This window comes from Nonomuraea sp. NPDC002799 (assembly GCF_053592075.1).
The window spans coordinates 46,508-64,265 of the sequence record NZ_JBSFVA010000047.1; the positions used below are offsets into that span (position 1 = coordinate 46,508).

The window sequence follows — 17,758 nt, forward strand, 5'->3', positions numbered from 1 at the left end:
ACGCCACATTTTGCACTCAAGTCGCAATTTTTTACAAGAAACAAAATGTCACAGTTTGTCGTCTCTAGCCCCGTTAATCGCCGACCCGGCCGCGCCGCAGTCAAAGGGCGTTGTCATGCTATCCGACAAGACCATAACCGCGTCCGGAACTAGCCGGAAATGCCGTGAAAACCAGCGTGGAATCCCATTTGTCGTTTTAGGTAGGCGGCCGTGCGGGGGCTGTGCTCGCGTACCGGCTCGATCAGGTGGGCCGCCTCGTGCGCGAGGCCGGCCATCGCCTCCGTCACCTCGGCGCGGCTGACGCCGAGCGCCAGCACGTTCAGATCGCCCCAGCTCACGTCCCTGCGATAGGAGGCGACGTCGCCCAGCAGGTGCAGATAGCGCTGTACGTGCCTGCTGACCGCCCGCAGGTCCTCCAGATGCGCCCTGGTCCAGTCGTCGGCCGTGTAGATCCAGTGCGAGACGTCCACGAAGCACGTGCCGCGGCTGTCGGCGTTGTCGAGATAGCGGGCCAGCGTGGGCACGGCCTGCGTGTCGCGCCACACCCAGCCCCTGGCCATGCCGGCCAGCATCCGGGCGAGCTGGTCGCGCCACAACCACTGCAGGTCCTCGAAGTCCTTGACCGTGGCCAGCTCGTCGCGCAGGTCGGCCAGGAAGCGGGTGACCGCCGAGCGGGGCACGGCGCCGTCGGCGACCGACAGGCATTCGCGGGTGAGGCGGTTGACCTGTTCGCGGGTGGTGGCGGTGTGGTCGACGAGCCGGTCGAGGGCCAGCACCCACAACGTGCTCCTGTTGACGACCCGCAGGCGGGAGGCGGCGGCCCAGGGGGCGCTGAAGGCCGTGCCCAGGGTCAGGGCGTGGTAGAGATCGGCGCCGAAGGCGGCGGGCGGGAACAGACCGCCGTACATCTGCGCGCAGTGCCGCAGATCCCTGCCGCACTCGGCGGCCAGCGCGCAGGTCCTGCCGAGCTCGAACGCGTCGTCCAGCCCGTCGTCCGGCACCCTAGCGCCGCTCGCTCGGCTCGCGCGTCATGGGCGACGACCCTTCAACAGCCGGAGGTGCACACCTGCTGAGAATTGTTTCATGATCACACAGTATCGATCAAGGTATCAGCAGCGTGGCCGTTCAGCCTGCTCCGATGGCTGTGAACGACACCTCGTGCCCTCCGGCGGCGGGGGGTGAGCGCGGGCCTCAGCTCGCCGCCTGGCCGATCGCGGCGAGCTTGGCGGCCAGGGCGACGCGCGAGCCGATGCCGAGCTTGGTGTAGATCTTGCCGATGTGGTACTCGACGGTCTTGACGCTGATGAGCAGCTCCCTGGCGATCTGCCGGTTCGTCAGCCCGCCGGCCACCAGCGTGGCGGTGCTGAGCTCCTGCGGCGTCAGCCCGAGGCGTACTGTGGCCGGCGGCTCCAGCCCGCAGGCCTCCAGCTCGCGCGCGCACCGGTCCACCAGCGGCCGAGCCCCGAGCCGCTCGAAGATGGCGCGGGCGGCGGCCAGCCGCTCCGCGGCCGCCTTGCGCCGGCCCGTGCGGCGCAGCAGCCGGCCGAGGTCGAGCAGCACCAGCGCCTCCTCCAGCGGGCACACCCCCGACTCCACCAGCGCCAGCGCGCGGGCGAAGCCCTCCTCGGCCTGTCTTGGAACGTTCCTGGCGGCCAGCAGCAGGCCGCCCAGCCTGATCCGCTCGGCCTGCCCGCGCGGACCGGCCCGCCGCGCCGAGCCGCTCTGGTCGAACGCGGCGAGTGTCCGCTCGGCCTCCTCCAGCCGCCCGTCGGCGACCAGCGCCTCGATCCGGACCGGCCTCGGGTCGGGCACGAACGCGTCATCGGCCCCCGCCGGGGCGCCCTCGACGCCGAGCAGCGCCGCCGCCAGGTCGGCCTGATGCTCGCCGAGCGCGTGCCGCAGCTCGCGGGCGGCGGTCCTGGCGGCGCTCGCGTGGGCGCGGGCGCGCTCGTGCTCGCCCAGGGCGGCCAGCGGCGCCACGCACACCGCCTCCAGGCACGGCAGCAGCCAGCGCTGCCCGAGGGCCGCCGCCTCACGCAGCGCCTGCTCGGCCCGGGCGGCGGCGCCGTCCCAGCGGGCGGTCCTGTGCTCGGCGACGGCCAGCAGCGCGGCGGCCTGCAGCCAGTGATGCGGCACCCCCGCCCGCGCGGCGGCGGCCACGACCCGCTTGAGCACCGCGACCGCCTGCTCGGGCGCGTCCCGCGCCAGGTGCGCGACCGCCGCAGCCAGGCTGTCGGCGGGCGCGCCGGCGCTGGGTGCCCCTCCCAGCGCCAGCACGTCGTACGGCCGGGCGACCGCGCCCTCGACGGGCTGCTCGAGCGCCAGGCGGGCCCAGCTCACCGCCGCCCCCCGCTCTCCCGTGACCAGATGCAGCCACGCGAGCTGCTCGGCCACGTCGGCGGCGAATCCGGGCTCTCTGTGCCGCCACGCCCCGGCCAGCAGCTCGGACGCCTCCTCGAAGCGTCCGGACACCAGCGCGAGCCGCCCCAGCACATATCCGCGTACCGGGCGCGGGTCGGCGTTGCGCACGGCGGCGAGCTCGGTCGCCCGGATCACATCGCCCCCGATGAGGACGTGCTCCAGGGCGGCCGTGCGCAGCTCGTCGCGGCGCGCCGCCGACTCGGTGAGCCCGGCGGCCAGGTCAAGGCAGGCGGCGGCGTCCGGCCACCGCCCGTGCCGCGCGGCCTCGGCGGCGAAGCCGGCCAGCTCCTCGGCCAGGGCCTCGTCGGGGCCGCCCGCGGCGGCGGCCCGGTGCCGCAGCGCCGTGCCGGTGTCGTCGGCCAGCAGCGAGGCGGTCAGGTGCAGGCGGGCCCTGGTGCCCGCGCCGAGGGTGTCGTAGGCGGCGGCCAGCGCCAGCGGCTCGGGGAAGTCGACCAGGCGGCCGGGCAGCTCACGGAGCACCCCGGCGGCGACGGCCTCCTCCAGAGCGATCAGCGGCTCGCCGGGAGCGGTGGCGACGGTGGCGGCGACGTGCAGCGGGCAGCGCCCGCCGAGCACGGCGGCGGCGGCGACGAGCTGCCGGGCGCCGTCGGTGCAGGCGCTGAGGCGGCGGAGGAAGGACCGCAGGTAGGTGGCGGGGGCGGGCAGGCGGGCGCCGGGGTCGCCGAGCACCGGCGCGGGCACGCTCGCCAGCAGGGCGCGGGCGTGCAGCGGGTTGCCCAGGGTGTGGTCGTGCAGCCGGGTGGCCGCCGCGGCGCTGAGGCCCGGCTCCGGACCGGCCGAGCCGGACGGCCCGATCCGGCCCGCCGACGCTGCCGGTCCCGTCAATCCCGTTGATCCCGTCGGTCCCGTCGGTCCCGTCGGCCGGATCTGCCCGGTCAGGGGCGTCAGGGCGGTCAGGTCGGCGGCGCTCAGGCCGTCCAGCGTGAGGCGGACGGTGTCGTCGCCGGTCAGCAGCCGCCGCAGGCCGTCGGGCAGCCACGGGCCGGTGAGGTCGCGGCAGACGATGAGCACGAGCACGCGGCCGGTCCGCAGGCGGCGCAGCACGTAGCCGAGGGCGCGCAACGACGGCCGGTCCGCCCACTGGGCGTCGTCGACGAGCACGACCAGCGGCGCGTCCGCCTGCAGGGTGCCGATGACGTCGCAGAGCGCCTGCCCGGCGGCGCAGGGGTCACGCCGGGCGCCGCCGAGCGCGGGCGCCACCCTGCGCGGGCCCGCCTCGTCGGCGAGCTGGCGCACGACGCCGAGACAGAGCCGGCGCTCGCTCTGCTCGCCGCTGGCGGCCAGCACCCGCACGCCCGCCTCCCCGCCGAGCGCGTGGTGGACGAGCGCGGTCTTGCCGATGCCCTCGGGGCCCTCGACGACCACCCTTCTGACGCGGCCCGCGCCCGCCGCGCGCGACTCCGCGCGCAGCAGGGACGTCTCCGCCGTCCTGCCGACGAACATGGCGCACCTCCTCCGCCGCCCTTCGCCTTCCCAGAGCACCGGAGGTCTGCTCTGATACACCTCAGCGCGGACGCACCCGGCCCCAGACCGCGGTGGCGTCGTCATGCCGTTTCCCGCGCACCGGCCCGCGGGCGCCCTCCAGGTCGCGCACCGCCCGGATCACCGCCTCGGGGCCCGGCCCGGCCAGCGCCGCCGCCAGGTCGTCCCAGCTCCAGCCGTACCACTCGACGAGCCGCGTGACCCCGTCGGTGCACACCCCCGCGGCGGCCACCTCCCGCGCGTCCGCCGCGCCGTGCACCGCCTGGCCGGCCGCCTCGGGCCGGGCGCCGGCGACCCAGAACCCGCCGGGCGCGTTGCGCGTCCGGCGCACCAGCTCCAGCGAGTACGGCCGCCCGCCCGGCAGCCGCTCCAGCCGGTCGTCCCCGATCACCTCGATCCCGCCGCCCGCGCGCGACAGGATCACCGGCGAGTCGCCCAGCACGAGCCACTCCACCCGCTCGGGGCCGCTCCTGACGAGGGCCACGGTCGCGGACGGCGAGTCGGGGTCGGCCAGGTCGCAGGCGCCCCCGTGCGCGGCCATGGTGTCCACGATGGCCGCCTCCAGGAGTGCGGGCAGCGGCGTGCCGGAATCGGCGGACAGCCCGGCGGACAGCGCGCCGCCGAGCCGCGCGACCAGCCACGGCACGTCGTGCGCGCACCCGCCGTCCACCCCGTCGGCCGCCGTGGCCCCGTCGAGCACGACGATCCACGACGGCCCGGCGATCACCAGGTCCTCGTTGGGCCGCCGGGAGCCGGGGCTGGTGGCGTACACGACCTCAGCGAACATGACGGGTCAGCGGTCCGCAGCCCCGGCCTGACGGGCGCTCCCGCCCGCGTTCAGACGATCACCAGCTCACGCGGCGTGTTGTTCAGCCGCTCGCCGCCGTCGGGCCCGCACACCACGATGTCCTCGATCCTGGCGCCGTGGCGGCCCGGCAGGTAGATGCCCGGCTCGACGGAGAAGGCGAACCCGGGCTCCATCGGCTCGCCGTTGCCGGAGACGATGTAGGGCTCCTCGTGCGTCTCGATGCCGATGCCGTGCCCGGTGCGGTGGATGAAGTAGTCGCCGTAGCCGGCCTCGGCGATGATGTCGCGGGCGGCCGCGTCGATCGACTCGCACGACACGCCGGGCCGCACCGCCGCGCAGGCCGCGTCCTGCGCCCGCCGCAGCACCTCGTAGTAGGCGGCGAACTCCGCGGGCGGCTCCCCCACGCCGTAGGTGCGCGTGGAGTCGGAGCAGTAGCCGTTGTGGAGCTGGCCGCCGATGTCGACCACGACCGGCTCGCCTGCCTGGATCACCCGGTCGGACACCTCGTGGTGCGGGCTGGCGGCGTTGGGGCCGGAGGCGACGATCACGAAGTCGACCGTGTCGTGCCCGGAGGCCAGGATCGCCTCGGCGATGTCCCTGCCCACCTCCCGCTCGGTGCGCCCGGCGCGCAGCAGCCCGGGCACCAGCCGGTGCACCGAGTCGATCGCCTCGCCCGCCTCGCGCAGCGCCGCCGTCTCGGCGGGCGACTTGCGCATCCGCAACTCCCGCAGCACGCTTCCGGCCAGCACCTGCTCGGCCTCCGGCAGCACCGCGCGGAAGCGCAGCGAGGACATGGCCCACATCCGGTCCGCCAGCCCGACCTTGGCCACCCGGCCCAGGCGGGCCGCCGCGATCGCGTACGGGTCGTCGGTCTCGTCCCACGCCACGAAATCGAGCCCCAGCCGGGAGGCGGGCGATGCCTGCGCGGCCGGCAGCTCCAGGCGCGGCACCATCATGTACGGCTCCCCGGCCGCGGGCACCACGAGACACGTCAGGCGCTCCAGCGGCTTGGCCTCGTAACCGCTCACGTAACGCAGATCGGGGCCGGGAGTGAGCAGCAGGGCGTCGAGCCCGGCCTTGGCGGTGGCCTCCTGAACGGCGGCCAGACGGGACACGGGATACAAGTCTGAGGACGTCACAGCGGATAATCTACTCGGACCACGCCTCCTAAAATCCGCGAAAAGGTCTCACAACACGGCAACCCATCACCACGCTCTGTCCCATGACGGTCACGTAGTGTGGGGTCAATTGTCCAGATCCACCCGTAGTTGAGAGTGAGACGATGGTCGACGTCATAGGCGCGGCCGAGCTGCTCGGCCACGAGAGCGACGCCGAGATGCTCGCCGTACGGCTGGCGCACGCCCAGCGGCTCGGCAACATGGGCTGGGCGGAGTGGCACCTCCACACCGGCGGCGCGATCTGGTCCGACCAGGTCTACGTGATCTTCGGCCGGGACCCGGCCGACGGCCCCGTCTCCCTGCCCGAGCTGGCCGAGTACGTCGAGCCGGCCGACGTGGGCTCGCTCGACCGGCTGCTGTGGTCGGCCGCGCAGGGCGTCGAGCCGGTCCAGGCGGAGTTCCGCATCCGCAGGAGCGGCGAGCTGCGCGACCTGCGGGTCGTGCTCGAACCGCTGACGGCCCCGGACGGCCCCGCCGGCCTGCACGGCGTCATCCAGGACATCACCGGCCGCCGCCGCGCCGAGCGCATGGTGTCGGCGTCGCGCCGCCAGCTCCTGGAGACCCGTGAGCGGGCCGCCGAGGAGCGCCACGTCATGCTCGCCCTGCGCGACGCGATCCTGCCCGAGCCGGTCTGCCACGACCTGCCGCACACCAGGATCGCGGTGCGCTACGTCCCGGCCGAGAAGACCGCCAACCTGGGCGGCGACTGGTTCGAGGCCGCCCCCACGCCCGACGGCCGCCTGCTGCTGGCCATCGGCGACGTCTCCGGCCACGGCCTGCCCGCCATCGCCCACATGGCCCAGCTCCGCCACGCCCTCGTCGGCCTGGCCATGACCGGCCGGCCCGCCCACCGGCTGCTGGCCTGGCTGAACGACCTCGTCCTGCACCAGCTCAAGGACACCACCGCCACCGCGATCATCGGCCACCTCGATCCGGAGACGCGCGTGTTCGCCTGGAGCCAGGCGGGCAACCTGGCGCCCATCCTGGTCCGCGACGGCGTCGCCAGCCAGCTCGCCCAGCCCAGGGGCGTGCTGCTCGGCGCCACCTCCGGCCGTCCGTACGAGCTGGCGACCACGAAGCTGCTGCCGGGGGACCTGCTGCTGATGTTCACCGACGGGCTGGTCGAGCGGCGCACCCGCGACATCGACGTCGGCCTCGGCCTGGCCCTGACCGCCGCCCGCGACGTGCCGGGCCGCGACCTCGACGCCGGGCTGGATCGCCTCCTCATCGACATCGGCGGCCCCAACCCGGAGGACGACGCCTGCCTGCTGGCGGTCGGCGTCCTGGGCGGCGAGCAGCCCCCACGGGCGCGCACCGGCGCGGAGCCGCGAGGAATGCGACCATAGAGGCGTGCTCATGCTTCTGGACACCCCGTCCCTCTACTTCCGTGCCTTCTTCGGCATCCCGGAGTCGATCAAGGCGCCCGACGGCTCGCCGGTCAACGCGGTCCGCGGCCTCATCGACATGATCGCCACCCTCGTGCGCCGGCACTCGCCCACCGAGCTCGTGGCCACCATGGACGCCGACTGGCGGCCCGCCTTCCGCGTCCAGGCGATCCCGACGTACAAGGCGCACCGCGTCGCCCACGGCGACGTGGAGGAGGTGCCCGCCACGCTCGTGCCGCAGATCGCCGTCATCGAGGAGGTGCTCGACGCGCTCGGCATCGCGCGCCTGGAGTCGCCCGGCTACGAGGCCGACGACGTGATCGGCACGCTCACCCACCGGGCGCGGGGCGCGGTCGACATCGTGACCGGCGACCGCGACCTGTTCCAGCTCGTCGACGACGCCCGCCCGGTCCGCGTCCTCTACACCGCCCGCGGCATCCGCAACCTGCAGATCGTGGACGAGGCGTTCGTCACCGCCAAATACGGCATCCCCGGGCGCGCCTACGCCGACTTCGCCACCCTGCGCGGCGACCCCAGCGACGGCCTGCCCGGCGTGCCCGGCGTCGGCGAGAAGACCGCCGCCGCCCTGATCACCCGGTTCGGCACCCTCGACGCCCTGCTGGCGGCCCTGGACGCGGGCGCGGCCGAGGGCTTCCCCGCGGGCAGCCGCACCAAGCTGGCCGCCGCCCGCGACTATCTCAGCGCCGCTCCGGCCGTCGTCGAGGTGGCTCCCGACGCGCCGCTGCCCGCCGCCGACCTCGCCCTGCCCGCCAAGCCGCGCGACGGCGACGCGCTGGTGCGCCTGGCCGACCGCTGGGGCCTGGACAGCCCGCTCAACCGGCTGCTCGACGCCCTGAGCGCCTAATCCCCCGCGCCGGTCTCCGGGGTCTCCGCCGCGTGCCATTCCCCGGCGACGCCTCGGACGGCCTCCTGCGCGACCTCGCGCAGGCGGGCGTGCACGAGCACGTTCTCCTCGCGGTCGGTGCGCACCTCGACCAGGCGCAGCCCCTCGCCGCGGATCGCCTTGGGCAGCTCGGTGATGTCGCTCACCAGCGTGTACGGCGTGCCGGTCGCCGCCGCCACGTAACCCAGGTCCACCCCGTGCGGCGTGCCGAAGACCCGCTCGAACGGATCGCGCACCGCCGCCTGCGGAAGCAGGGAGAAGATGCCGCCCCCGTCGTTGTTGACCACCACGAAGCACAGGTCGGGCCGGGGCTCGCGGGGGCCCAGGATCAGCCCGTTCTGGTCGTGCAGGAACGACAGGTCGCCCAGCAGCGCGTAGGAGGGCCCGTTGTGCGCCAGCGCCGCCCCCATCGCCGCCGAGACCAGCCCGTCGATGCCGGCGGCGCCCCGGTTGGCCATCAGCCGGATGCCGCGCCGCGGCCGCATCGCCTGGTCCAGGTCCCTGATCGGCATCGAGGAGCCGCAGTAGAGCAGCGCGCCGTTCGGCAGCAGGTCCACCAGGTCCCTGGCCAGGCGCGGCTCGCTGGTGCCCGACACGTCGAGCGCCTCGTCGAGGGCCGATCTGACCGCCCGGTCGGCCTGCCGCCAGGCGTGCAGCCAGGTGTCGTCGCCGGAGGCCACCGGGATCTCCACCGCCTGCGCCACCTGCGTGGCCGACCGCGTCGGATCGGGCCAGCGGTCGAGGTCGGGGGCCACCACGATGTGCTCGCCGGCCCGTTGCAGCCACGACAACAACGGCCGGCTCAGCCCCGGCCGCCCGAGGGTGACGACCACGTCGGGCCGGTGCGCGTCGGCGAACTCCGGCGTGCCCAGCAGGTAGTGGTAGGTCGAGATGGCGTGGTCGCCGTAGCGGCCGCCGCCGTTCGGCTCCGACAACACCGGCCAGCCCGCCATGCCCGCCGCCGCGACGTAGCGGCGCACGTTGACGGCGCCGTCGCCGACCACGAGCACGCCGCGCCGGGTCGGCGGGATGTGCAGGGCGATCGGCGGGGGCGCGACCCTGGCCCGCACCCAGGGGCCGTTGGCGGCGCCGTCGAGCGGCTCGCACCACGTGGTGTCGCCGTCGGGGATCAGCGGCTCCCTGAAGGCCAGGTTGAGGTGGACCGGGCCGGGGTTGGCCGGGCCGGAGGCGCGCTGGTAGGCGCGGCAGGCCAGCGAGCGCCAGTAGGCCACCTGGCCGGGGCGGTTCTCCGGCACGCCGACCTCGGCGAACCAGCGGGTCGCGGTGCCGTACAGCCTGATCTGGTCGATCGTCTGGTTGGCGCCGGTGCCGCGCAGCTCCGGCGGGCGGTCGGCGGTGAGCACCAGCAGCGGCACGCCCGACTCGCTGGCCTCGATGACGGCCGGATGGAAGTTGGCGGTGGCGGTGCCGGAGGAGCAGATCAGCGCGACCGGCCGCTCGGAGCGCTTGGCCAGCCCGAGCGCCAGGAACGAGGCGGAACGCTCGTCGACGCGCACGTGCAGGCGCACCCGCGACTCCGCGTGCAGCGCCAGCGCCAGCGGGGCCGAGCGCGAGCCGGGCGCCACCACCACGTCGGTCAGGCCGCAGCGCACCAGCTCGTCCACCAAGACCGTGGCCAGCGCGGTAGCGGGGTTCAACGTGACGCCTCCTGCATCCGGCGAAGCCATGGGGGAGAATCAATCTCAAAAGCCGACAAACGCTCAAAATCTACGGGAGGGCGTCGTACGGCCAGCCGCCCGTCCACCGGCGTCAGCGAGTCGCCGACCACGTCACCCGCCAGCAGCGGCATCGTGCCGAGCCCGCACGCGTAGGGCAGCGAGGGCAGCGCGGCGGCCAGCGCCACCCCGGCCGCGAGCCCGACGGACGTCTCCACGGCGCTGGACACCACCGCGGGCAGCCCGCACGCCTCCACCACCCGCAGCGCGTTGCGCACGCCGCCGAGCGGCTGCACCTTGACCACCGCGATGTCGGCGGCCTCGGCCGCCCGGACCCGCAGCGGGTCCTCGGCCCGCCTGATCGACTCGTCGGCCGCGATCGGCACGTCACAGGCCCGCCGCACCGCCGCCAGCTCCTCCAGGGTGGCGCACGGCTGCTCGGCGTATTCCAGGTCGTAGCGGTCGAGCAGCTTCAGCCGCCGCACCGCCTCATCGACGCTCCAGGCGCCGTTGACGTCGACCCGGAGCCGGCCGGCGGGCCCGAGGGCGTCGCGCACGGCCTCCACCCTGGCCACGTCGTCGTCGAAGTTCTGCCCGCGCTCGGCCACCTTGACCTTCGCCGTGCCGCACCCCGACCGGCGCACCAGGTCATGGGCCTGCTCGGCGCCCACGGCGGGGACGGTCGCGTTGACCGGAATGGTGTCGCGCACCGGCTCCGGCCAGCCCTCGAACGCCGCCTCATGGGCGCACGCCAGCCAGCGGGCGCACTCGCGCGGGCCGTATTCGGGGAAGGGGGAGAACTCGCCCCACCCCGCCGGGCCGTGCAGCAGCACGCCTTCCCGGACGGTCTGCCCCCGGAAACGGGTGCGCATCGGGATCCTGAAGACCACGGGAGAACGCGTCACGACCCTCCCTGAGCCTCTGTCCGACCTGTCGCCATTAACCTTACGAGCATGTGGAGGAACCCGTCGCATCCGGACCGTCCGCTGCATGCCATTGTGCAGCCTCCAGGACCCGCCCTGTTCACAGCGGTCCAGGCCGCGCTCTCCGGCGACGGCCCCGCCGTCCTCCCGCTGTCTCCCGGCCGGCCCGGCCCCGTGCTGGAGGCGCTGCGCCCCACCCACGTCGACGGCGCCGCCCAGGCCGGCGGGGAGGGCGTCCCCGCCGATGTGGCGGTCGTCATCGCCACCAGCGGCAGCACCGGCGCGCCCAAGGGGGTGATGCTCTCCGCCACCGCGCTGCGCGCCTCGGCGGCGGCCTCCCTGCGGCGGGCGGAGGCGTCCAAGGGCGAGCGCTGGTTGTGCTGCCTGCCCGTCTCCCACATCTCCGGCCTGCAGGTCCTCGTCCGCGCCCTGCTGTCGGAGAGCGAGCCGATCATTCACGCCGGCTTCGATCCGCGCGCGGTCCTCGGCTCCGGGGCCGACCACGTCTCCCTGGTGCCCACCCAGCTCCACCGGCTGGTGGAGTCGGGAGCGGACCTGTCGGTGTTCAAGACGATCCTGCTCGGCGGGGCCGCGCCCGGGCCTGGGCTGGTGCAGCGGGCCCGCGACCTCGGCGCGCGGGTCATGACGACGTACGGGATGAGCGAGACCAGTGGCGGCTGCGTGTACGACGGCCGGCCCCTTGACGATGTAGATCTCAAAATCGGCGCGGACGGCCTGATCAGGATCTCCGGGCCGACGCTGTTCACCGGCTACCGCTTCGGGCAGGCCCCCTTCGACGGCGGCTGGTTCGTCACCTCCGATCTGGGCGAGCTGTCCGGCGGCCGGCTCCGGGTGCTCGGCAGGGCCGACGACGTGATCAACACCGGCGGCGAGAAGGTCGTGGCCGCCGCCGTGGCCGAGGTGCTCCGCACGCATCCCGAGGTGGCCGACGCGGCCGTGATCGGCGTACCCGACGCCGAATGGGGCGAGCGCGTCACCGCCATCGTGGTCCCCCGAGGTCCGGACACACCCCCGACACTTGCGCATTTGAGGGCATACTGCCGCGATAGGCTTCCCCCTCACGCCGCCCCGCGCGACCTGCGCCTGGTGCCCCGGCTGCCGCTGTTGCCCAACGGCAAGACCGATGTGGTACGGCTGAGGACAGGAACCTGATGCGTTGCGGCTGCGTCATATTGGGGAGAGGGAGGGAGCCTTCATGCATCAGACCCGCAAGATGTGGGCATCCGCGGCCATCGTCGGCGTGATCGTCGTCGCAGGCGCCTCCATCGCGGCGGCCGCCTCAGCGGGCAGGCTGGACCAGGCCGGCGAGGAGACGCGAGCCGTGGTGGAGAAGGACGTCCCATCCAGCGGCCCGTCGGACCGGCAGACCCCCGCGGACGACGACATCGTCGTGTCCAGGGAGGTCAACCCCGATCCCGGCAAGGTCCTGGACTACTGGACGGACCAGCGCATGGAGGACGCGCAGCCCATGCCGATGCCCGGAGTGTCATCCGGAGACGTCATCGTGACGGAATAAGACGTACCCGGGGGGCGGTTCGTCTATGGGCGATCCGCCCCTCTTTCGTCCGCCTTCTGGCCATGCGGGAACAAATGGCGGCGAATGGCGTTATTGATACTGGTGTGCGCCGTGCCGAACGCGGAAGCCGCCCCACCCATACAACCTGATCGTTTCTCACTCCGTACGGAGGAGGTGTCCTCATGCCCAGAACTGCCGTGGCGACCCCACCCGCTACTCTCGATCAACTGATCGAACGAGGGCGGGCGCAGGGTCACCTTTCTCTCGCGGAGCTGCGTGACGCTTTCGCGGAGGCAGGTATCAGCCCCTCTGAAGGGCGCACGATCCTGCGTGAGCTCTCAGAGGCCGGCGTGAGCCTGGCCGCGGAGAACGAGCCGTCTCTCAGCACGACCGCCCCCAAGAAGAAGACCGCGCAGACCTCGAAGAGTTCGTCGCGGGCAAAGACTACCGGCCGCAAGGCGGCCGAGGCAAAAACCCCCGCGGCGGCTGACGCGAACGCCGCGTCCCCCGGGCCTGAGCACGACGAAGACGGGCCCGGCGACCTCGCCCTGAGCGCCGAGGAGGCCGAGCTGGACAACGAGCCGGCCGACCTCGACGACACGCAGTCCGTCATGGGCGACTCCGTGCACACCTACCTCAAGTCCATCGGCCGCCGCACCCTGCTCACCGCCGCGCAGGAGGTCGAGCTGGCCAGGCGCATCGAGGCCGGTCTGTACGCCGAGTACAAGCTGGAGACCGGCCCCAAGCCGTCCCGGGCCGTCCGTGAGGGCCTGGAGATGGTCATCGAGGACGGGCGGCGGGCCAAGGACCACATGCTGGAGGCCAACCTCCGCCTGGTGGTCTCGGTCGCCAAGAAGTACACCGACCGCGGCATGTCCCTGCTCGACGTCGTCCAGGAGGGCAACCTCGGGCTGATCCGGGCGGTGGAGAAGTTCGACTACACCAAGGGCTTCAAGTTCTCCACGTACGCCATGTGGTGGATCCGCCAGGCCATCCAGCGCGGCTTCGCCGACTCGGCCAGGACGATCCGGCTGCCCGTGCACGTGCTGGAGATGTTGTCGAAGTTGTCGCGCATCGAGCGCGACATGCACCAGAAGCTGGGGCGTGAGCCCACGCCCGAGGAGCTGGCGATCGAGCTCGACAAGACGCCGGACCAGATCGAGGAGCTGCTGCGTACCAGCCGCCAGCCGATCTCGCTCAACGCGACGATCGGTGAGGACGGGGAGACCACGATCGGCGACCTCATCGAGGACGTCGACTCGCCGGAGGCCTCGGAGATCGTCGACCGCCAGCTCCTGGGCGACCAGCTCCGGGGCGTGCTCGAGAACCTCTCACCCCGGGAGGCGAAGATCATGGCACTCCGCTTCGGCCTGGTGGACGGCAAGCCGCACACGCTCGACGAGATCGGCAAGCACCTGGGGCTGACCCGGGAGCGGATCCGTCAGCTGGAGAAGGAGTCGCTGTCCAAGCTGCGGCACCCGAGCAACACCCGCCCGCTGCTCGACTGGGCCAGCTGAGACACCCGCAAGGCCCCGGCATCTCTCAAGATGCCGGGGCCTTGCGCATGCCACGCCCTGCGCATGCCACGCCTTCCGGGTGCCGTGACCCCGGCACATGCCGTAACCCCGGCACACTGAGATGCCGGGGTCGTCCGCAGGTCTGATGATCCACCCCGGCGCGCTCGCGCCGGGAGCCCGCTCAGCGGGCGGCCGGGACCCGGCGCGGCACCTGGGGGATGCCCCACATCCGGTTGTCCTCGCGCAGCGTGCGCAGGCGGTCCACCTCGGCGGTCCACATGGCGCCGGCGGGCGTCGCCTTGGCCTTGCGCCGCGCGATCCGGTCGTCATACGCCTTCACGCCGAACGTCGACCGCTGCCCCGCCTCGGCGCCCCGCAGCGCCTCCGTCAGCGCCCGGTCGAACTCCCGCCCCGCGGCCTGCAGCTCGATGTCATCGGCCGACGCGGCACGCAGGTCGCGCACGATCTGCTCGGACTGACGGGCCCTGTCGAGCAATTCGGGGAAGCTCCTGGAGATCTCCAGGTCCGCGTGGTAGCGGACCTCGGCCTCCCGGCTCACCCGCGGACGGAAAAACGCCATGGACTCAGGCCCCTTCACACGATCGGTACAGGTTCAAGCGCAAGGGTACGCCGTTCCGCGACACGGCCGGAAATCGCCCCGGAGCGGCGCCCTTTACGAAGTAAGATGATCACCATGCCCGCCAAGAGACCGCCCGTCCCCCTCTCCCGCGAGCGCATCATCGAGGCCGCGCTCCACATCGCCGACAGCCAGGGGCTGCGCAGGCTCACGATGCGCAGGCTCGGCGACGCGCTCCAGGTGGAGGCCATGGCCATCTACCACCACCTGCCCCGGGGCAAGGAGGCGCTCATGGACGCCCTGGCCGAGCACGTGACCTCGGTCCACGTCGAGCAGGGGCCGAGCTGGCAGCAGACCGCCAAGGCCTGGTGCCGGGCCAACAGGGAGCTGCTCCGGGATCATCCGGGCGTTCTTGCCCTGGCCTTGACCAAACCGCCCAAGGGCGCCACGGCCGTCGCGATCAAGGAGCAGATCGAGCAGCTCACCGAAGGCGGCCTGGACGACGCGGCGGAGGCCGTGCGCTCGCTGCGGGCCTTCGTGTTCGGCAGCGTCGCCGTCGAGGTGCAGCAGTCAGGCTGGGCCGACCCCGAGGTAGACGAATGGGTCAGGCGGGACGAACGGGCCGATATGGACTTCGAGCGCGGGCTCGAAGCCCTTCTCAAGGGATTGCAAACGTGATGCGCGTGTCACGCTTGGCCCGTTATCCTGCATAAGGCACGCTGTGTCGAAGGTCACACGAATCAGGGATCCTCCTGTAACAGTCCAAACGGGCTATGTCGCAAACTGTGACGTAGGTCGCACACTTGCCATAAGACACAAATCCGAGCCGGCTCCCGCCCCTCCAAACGGGAGCATCCCACGAGATATCGGAGGCACGCCGATGTGCCCGCACGACCCGGCCTGTCCGGACGCTGAGGCGCCTGACCGCGAGGCGGCACGCACCCTCGCCTGCCACCCCGAGCAGGGGTGGAGCCTGCTCTGCAACGGCGTCGTCCTGTTCGAGGACACCGGGGAGCTCCTTCCCAGCGGCACCGTCATCGCCCCGCATCGGCCGGATCCGCTGGTCGGCGCGGCCTGATCGCGCGCAGCGCGCGGCGCCGTCCGCGAAGCCGTACAGAAGCGACCCCGAGCTAGGCGTAGTGGCCGATCCACTCCGCCACGACCTCGCCCACCCGGGCGGGGTCCCGCTTCAGATCGTGCCCCTCCCCCGGCAGCACCACCAGCCGTGCGGCGTCAGCGGCGTCGGGCACGCCGAACGGATCCCGGTCCCCGTTGACCACCAGCACGTCCACGCCCGCACCGCGCAGCTCATCGGCCCTGGAACGTTCCGGCTTGCCCGGCGGATGCAGCGGGAAGGCCAGCGCCACCACCGCCGCCGCGCCGACCGCCTTCGCGGTGCGGCAGGCGACCCGCGCGCCGTTGCTCCGGCCGCCCTGCACCAGCGGCAGATCCGGCCGGCAGGCGCGCAACTCGCTCAGGACGATCTCCCACGCCTCGTCCTGACGCACCGGCGAACCCGGCGCCCGCGCCCCCGCCACCCTGAACGCCTGCGTCACCCGCGCCACACTGGCCCCCGCCGCGAGCGCGGCGTCGCGCACGGCCAGGAGATCGGGCGCCGCCACTCCCCCGGCCGAGCCGTGGGTCAGCACGAGCAGCAGGCGGGGATCGGCGGCCTCGTCGATCTGGACCAGCGCGGGCCCTCGCGGGGTGATGACCTCCATGGCAGCACCGTACCTGGGGAGGATGGCGCCTTACCCCCCAGGGCGGATGACGGCGCGGCGCGGGAAGGGAATGATGGCCTCATGCCAGACAAGCGCCCGCTCCGGGATGATCTTCAAGCCACCCTCGACGCCCGTCGCGATCTCGGCCCGGACTACGAGACCGCGCTCGTCGAGTCGTTCGTGGAGCGCCTCGACGAGACGATCTCCGCCCGGGTGCGGGCCGAGCTCCACCACCATGGCGGCGGGCCGCCCAAGAAGGGCAACCCGGGCACGGCGATGATCCCGATCGCGCTGGGCTCGATGGGCATCGGCATCCCGCTGACGGCCATCGCGGCGGCCAACGCGGGGCTGGTCGGCCTGACGATCACGTGGCTGGCCATCGTGATCATCAACGTGGCCGCCGCGGGCGCCATCATGCGCCGCGGCTGACCGGTCGTGACGCCAGGCACCGCGGCCGACCGGCCGACGGTGTCAGGCGTCATGGCCGACCGAACAAGCGGTAGCCAGTCGGCGCCACTGGCCGGGCCGGAGGTGTCAGGTGTCGCGGCCGTAGCGGAGCCTGACCTCCGCCGCGAGGGCCTCGTCGGCGTGCTCCAGGCCGTAGGACCAGACCCGCTCCGCGTCCGCCTCGCGTCCGCGCAGCGGCAGCGTGCGGGCCAGCAGCTCGATGGCCAGCGCGCTCGCCCGCGCGTCCGCCCCGCCCTCCACCGTCTCCGCGAACTCCGCGCACGCCAGGTCCAGATGCGCCATCCCGAGCTGCACCCGCAGTCCGGGCACCTCCTCGTCCGGGGCGGCCTCCAGCGCGTCCAGGAGCACCTCAGCGGCCTCCCCGGGCTCGCCCTGCTCCATCAGCAGGTCGGCGAGGCGCCGCGCGGCGTGCGCCCCGAGACGGTCGTCGCCGGCCGCCATCGCGGCCGGCCCGGCGGCCCGCAGCTCCTTCTCGGCCTCCTCCGGGCTCTCCGCCAGCCGGGCCAGCGCCAGATGGGCCAGCGGCACGTACGCGGCCGTCCCCATCCCGAGCACGGCCTGCCAGGCGGCCCTGGCCTGCCCGGTGCGCCCTTCCCGCTCGAACCCCTGCGCCAGGTGGCAGGCGGCCTGCGCGGCGTATTCAGGATGGCCGGTGGCCAGCGCGGTCCTGGCGGCTACGCGGGCCGCCTCGACGTCGCCACGCTCCTCCAGCACCACGGCGAGCCCCACGGCGGCCTGGGCCCTGTCGGGTCCGTCGGGATCGGCGGCCAGCTCGGCGAGGATGGCGGCGGCGCCGTCGAGGTCACCGTGCTCGGCCAGGCGGCGGGCCGTGTCGAGAGGTGTGTCGAGGGGCGGGGTCTCCAGCTCTGAGGACGTCAAGAGAGCTCCTTGTGGCGACGGTCGCACCGAAGCCTAACGACTTCTCGCGATCATGTCTGCTCACTTGACGCCGAAGGACTGGCCGGAGTTCCGGACGGCGGGGAGGCGCCCCGCGAAGCCTGAGGCGGGCCGGGGGGCGCGGGGCCCCGCCCGCCGCCGGGGTCGCGGGGGGCCGCCCCCCCCGCCCGGACACCGGCCCCGCCCGGGGCGGCGAGTGTGGAGAAAAGTTGCCGGGGAGGCGGTAGGGTGGGGGGGGACCGG

General features: G+C 73.5%; 17 protein-coding genes. 8 read left to right on the plus strand and 9 right to left on the minus strand.

Annotated features, from left to right (window positions below):
- Window positions 1-149: 149 nt before the first annotated feature.
- The 4 genes from ACWD0F_RS45690 to ACWD0F_RS45705 form a co-directional block, all read right to left on the minus strand.
- Window positions 150-1,001 (minus strand): terpene synthase family protein, encoded by an 852-nt coding sequence (locus tag ACWD0F_RS45690; protein WP_449888461.1) that lies wholly within the window; start codon window positions 999-1,001, stop codon window positions 150-152.
- Window positions 1,002-1,191: 190 nt separating this feature from the next.
- Window positions 1,192-3,885, minus strand: a complete 2,694-nt coding sequence (locus ACWD0F_RS45695) for an AAA family ATPase (protein ID WP_449888464.1) — start codon at window positions 3,883-3,885, stop codon at window positions 1,192-1,194.
- 61 nt (window positions 3,886-3,946) lie between these two features.
- The gene (locus ACWD0F_RS45700) at window positions 3,947-4,711 is read right to left on the minus strand and encodes a protein phosphatase 2C domain-containing protein (RefSeq protein WP_449888467.1); all 765 of its coding nucleotides are present in this window, start codon (window positions 4,709-4,711) and stop codon (window positions 3,947-3,949) included.
- Window positions 4,712-4,761: 50 nt separating this feature from the next.
- Window positions 4,762-5,856, minus strand: coding sequence for a M24 family metallopeptidase (locus tag ACWD0F_RS45705; protein WP_449888491.1), 1,095 nt, complete (start codon window positions 5,854-5,856; stop codon window positions 4,762-4,764).
- Between the two features lie 158 nt (window positions 5,857-6,014).
- Here ACWD0F_RS45705 and ACWD0F_RS45710 point away from each other — a divergent pair, with 158 nt between their 5' ends.
- A complete protein-coding gene (locus tag ACWD0F_RS45710) occupies window positions 6,015-7,256 on the plus strand; it encodes a PP2C family protein-serine/threonine phosphatase (RefSeq protein WP_449888470.1) in 1,242 nt (413 codons plus the stop codon).
- Window positions 7,257-7,266: 10 nt separating this feature from the next.
- Entirely contained in the window at window positions 7,267-8,160 is an 894-nt protein-coding gene (locus tag ACWD0F_RS45715; protein ID WP_449888493.1) for a 5'-3' exonuclease, read from the plus strand.
- Here the strand turns inward: ACWD0F_RS45715 and menD are convergent.
- Window positions 8,157-9,857 carry a 2-succinyl-5-enolpyruvyl-6-hydroxy-3-cyclohexene-1-carboxylic-acid synthase gene (gene menD / locus ACWD0F_RS45720; RefSeq protein ID WP_449888472.1) on the minus strand — a complete coding sequence of 567 codons (1,701 nt, stop codon included), beginning with the start codon at window positions 9,855-9,857 and terminating at the stop codon, window positions 8,157-8,159. The genes ACWD0F_RS45715 and menD overlap by 4 nt on opposite strands.
- A complete protein-coding gene (locus tag ACWD0F_RS45725) occupies window positions 9,854-10,747 on the minus strand; it encodes an o-succinylbenzoate synthase (protein ID WP_449888495.1) in 894 nt (297 codons plus the stop codon). The genes menD and ACWD0F_RS45725 overlap by 4 nt, the downstream gene beginning before the upstream one ends.
- An 81-nt stretch (window positions 10,748-10,828) precedes the next feature.
- Here ACWD0F_RS45725 and ACWD0F_RS45730 point away from each other — a divergent pair, with 81 nt between their 5' ends.
- The 3 genes from ACWD0F_RS45730 (at window position 10,829) to ACWD0F_RS45740 (ending at window position 13,852) form a co-directional block, all read left to right on the plus strand.
- Window positions 10,829-11,971, plus strand: coding sequence for an AMP-binding protein (locus tag ACWD0F_RS45730; protein WP_449888474.1), 1,143 nt, complete (start codon window positions 10,829-10,831; stop codon window positions 11,969-11,971).
- Between the two features lie 43 nt (window positions 11,972-12,014).
- Entirely contained in the window at window positions 12,015-12,335 is a 321-nt protein-coding gene (locus ACWD0F_RS45735; RefSeq protein WP_449888476.1) for a hypothetical protein, read from the plus strand.
- A 182-nt stretch (window positions 12,336-12,517) separates the two neighbouring features.
- The gene (locus ACWD0F_RS45740; protein WP_449888478.1) at window positions 12,518-13,852 is read left to right on the plus strand and encodes a sigma-70 family RNA polymerase sigma factor; all 1,335 of its coding nucleotides are present in this window, start codon (window positions 12,518-12,520) and stop codon (window positions 13,850-13,852) included.
- A gap of 181 nt (window positions 13,853-14,033) precedes the next feature.
- Here ACWD0F_RS45740 and ACWD0F_RS45745 read toward each other — a convergent pair whose 3' ends face one another.
- A complete protein-coding gene (locus tag ACWD0F_RS45745) occupies window positions 14,034-14,432 on the minus strand; it encodes a hypothetical protein (protein WP_449888480.1) in 399 nt (132 codons plus the stop codon).
- A gap of 114 nt (window positions 14,433-14,546) precedes the next feature.
- On the opposite strand from ACWD0F_RS45745, the gene ACWD0F_RS45750 reads away from it, so the two are divergent.
- Entirely contained in the window at window positions 14,547-15,107 is a 561-nt protein-coding gene (locus ACWD0F_RS45750) for a TetR/AcrR family transcriptional regulator C-terminal domain-containing protein (protein WP_449888481.1), read from the plus strand.
- A 202-nt stretch (window positions 15,108-15,309) separates the two neighbouring features.
- Window positions 15,310-15,507, plus strand: a complete 198-nt coding sequence (locus ACWD0F_RS45755; RefSeq protein WP_132341476.1) for a DUF5999 family protein — start codon at window positions 15,310-15,312, stop codon at window positions 15,505-15,507.
- 52 nt (window positions 15,508-15,559) lie between these two features.
- Here the strand turns inward: ACWD0F_RS45755 and ACWD0F_RS45760 are convergent, their stop codons facing one another.
- Window positions 15,560-16,150, minus strand: coding sequence for an alpha/beta hydrolase family protein (locus ACWD0F_RS45760; protein WP_449888483.1), 591 nt, complete (start codon window positions 16,148-16,150; stop codon window positions 15,560-15,562).
- A gap of 81 nt (window positions 16,151-16,231) precedes the next feature.
- On the opposite strand from ACWD0F_RS45760, the gene ACWD0F_RS45765 reads away from it, so the two are divergent.
- Window positions 16,232-16,579 (plus strand): hypothetical protein, encoded by a 348-nt coding sequence (locus ACWD0F_RS45765; protein WP_449888485.1) that lies wholly within the window; start codon window positions 16,232-16,234, stop codon window positions 16,577-16,579.
- 105 nt (window positions 16,580-16,684) lie between these two features.
- Here the strand turns inward: ACWD0F_RS45765 and ACWD0F_RS45770 are convergent, their stop codons facing one another.
- Window positions 16,685-17,497, minus strand: coding sequence for a hypothetical protein (locus ACWD0F_RS45770; RefSeq protein ID WP_449888486.1), 813 nt, complete (start codon window positions 17,495-17,497; stop codon window positions 16,685-16,687).
- Window positions 17,498-17,758 lie beyond the last annotated feature (261 nt).

What these genes read in the sequence shown, in the direction of transcription:
- ACWD0F_RS45760 (WP_449888483.1), bottom strand. Translation starts at nt 16,150, where the DNA reads ATGGAGGTCATCACCCCGCGAGGGCCCGCGCTGGTCCAGATCGACGAG.
- ACWD0F_RS45715 (WP_449888493.1), top strand. Translation starts at nt 7,267, where the DNA reads ATGCTTCTGGACACCCCGTCCCTCTACTTCCGTGCCTTCTTCGGCATC.
- ACWD0F_RS45710 (WP_449888470.1), top strand. Translation starts at nt 6,015, where the DNA reads ATGGTCGACGTCATAGGCGCGGCCGAGCTGCTCGGCCACGAGAGCGAC.
- ACWD0F_RS45725 (WP_449888495.1), bottom strand. Translation starts at nt 10,747, where the DNA reads ATGCGCACCCGTTTCCGGGGGCAGACCGTCCGGGAAGGCGTGCTGCTG.
- ACWD0F_RS45735 (WP_449888476.1), top strand. Translation starts at nt 12,015, where the DNA reads ATGCATCAGACCCGCAAGATGTGGGCATCCGCGGCCATCGTCGGCGTG.
- ACWD0F_RS45750 (WP_449888481.1), top strand. Translation starts at nt 14,547, where the DNA reads ATGCCCGCCAAGAGACCGCCCGTCCCCCTCTCCCGCGAGCGCATCATC.
- ACWD0F_RS45765 (WP_449888485.1), top strand. Translation starts at nt 16,232, where the DNA reads ATGCCAGACAAGCGCCCGCTCCGGGATGATCTTCAAGCCACCCTCGAC.
- ACWD0F_RS45695 (WP_449888464.1), bottom strand. Translation starts at nt 3,885, where the DNA reads ATGTTCGTCGGCAGGACGGCGGAGACGTCCCTGCTGCGCGCGGAGTCG.
- ACWD0F_RS45740 (WP_449888478.1), top strand. Translation starts at nt 12,518, where the DNA reads ATGCCCAGAACTGCCGTGGCGACCCCACCCGCTACTCTCGATCAACTG.
- ACWD0F_RS45755 (WP_132341476.1), top strand. Translation starts at nt 15,310, where the DNA reads ATGTGCCCGCACGACCCGGCCTGTCCGGACGCTGAGGCGCCTGACCGC.
- ACWD0F_RS45745 (WP_449888480.1), bottom strand. Translation starts at nt 14,432, where the DNA reads ATGGCGTTTTTCCGTCCGCGGGTGAGCCGGGAGGCCGAGGTCCGCTAC.
- ACWD0F_RS45730 (WP_449888474.1), top strand. Translation starts at nt 10,829, where the DNA reads ATGTGGAGGAACCCGTCGCATCCGGACCGTCCGCTGCATGCCATTGTG.
- ACWD0F_RS45700 (WP_449888467.1), bottom strand. Translation starts at nt 4,711, where the DNA reads ATGTTCGCTGAGGTCGTGTACGCCACCAGCCCCGGCTCCCGGCGGCCC.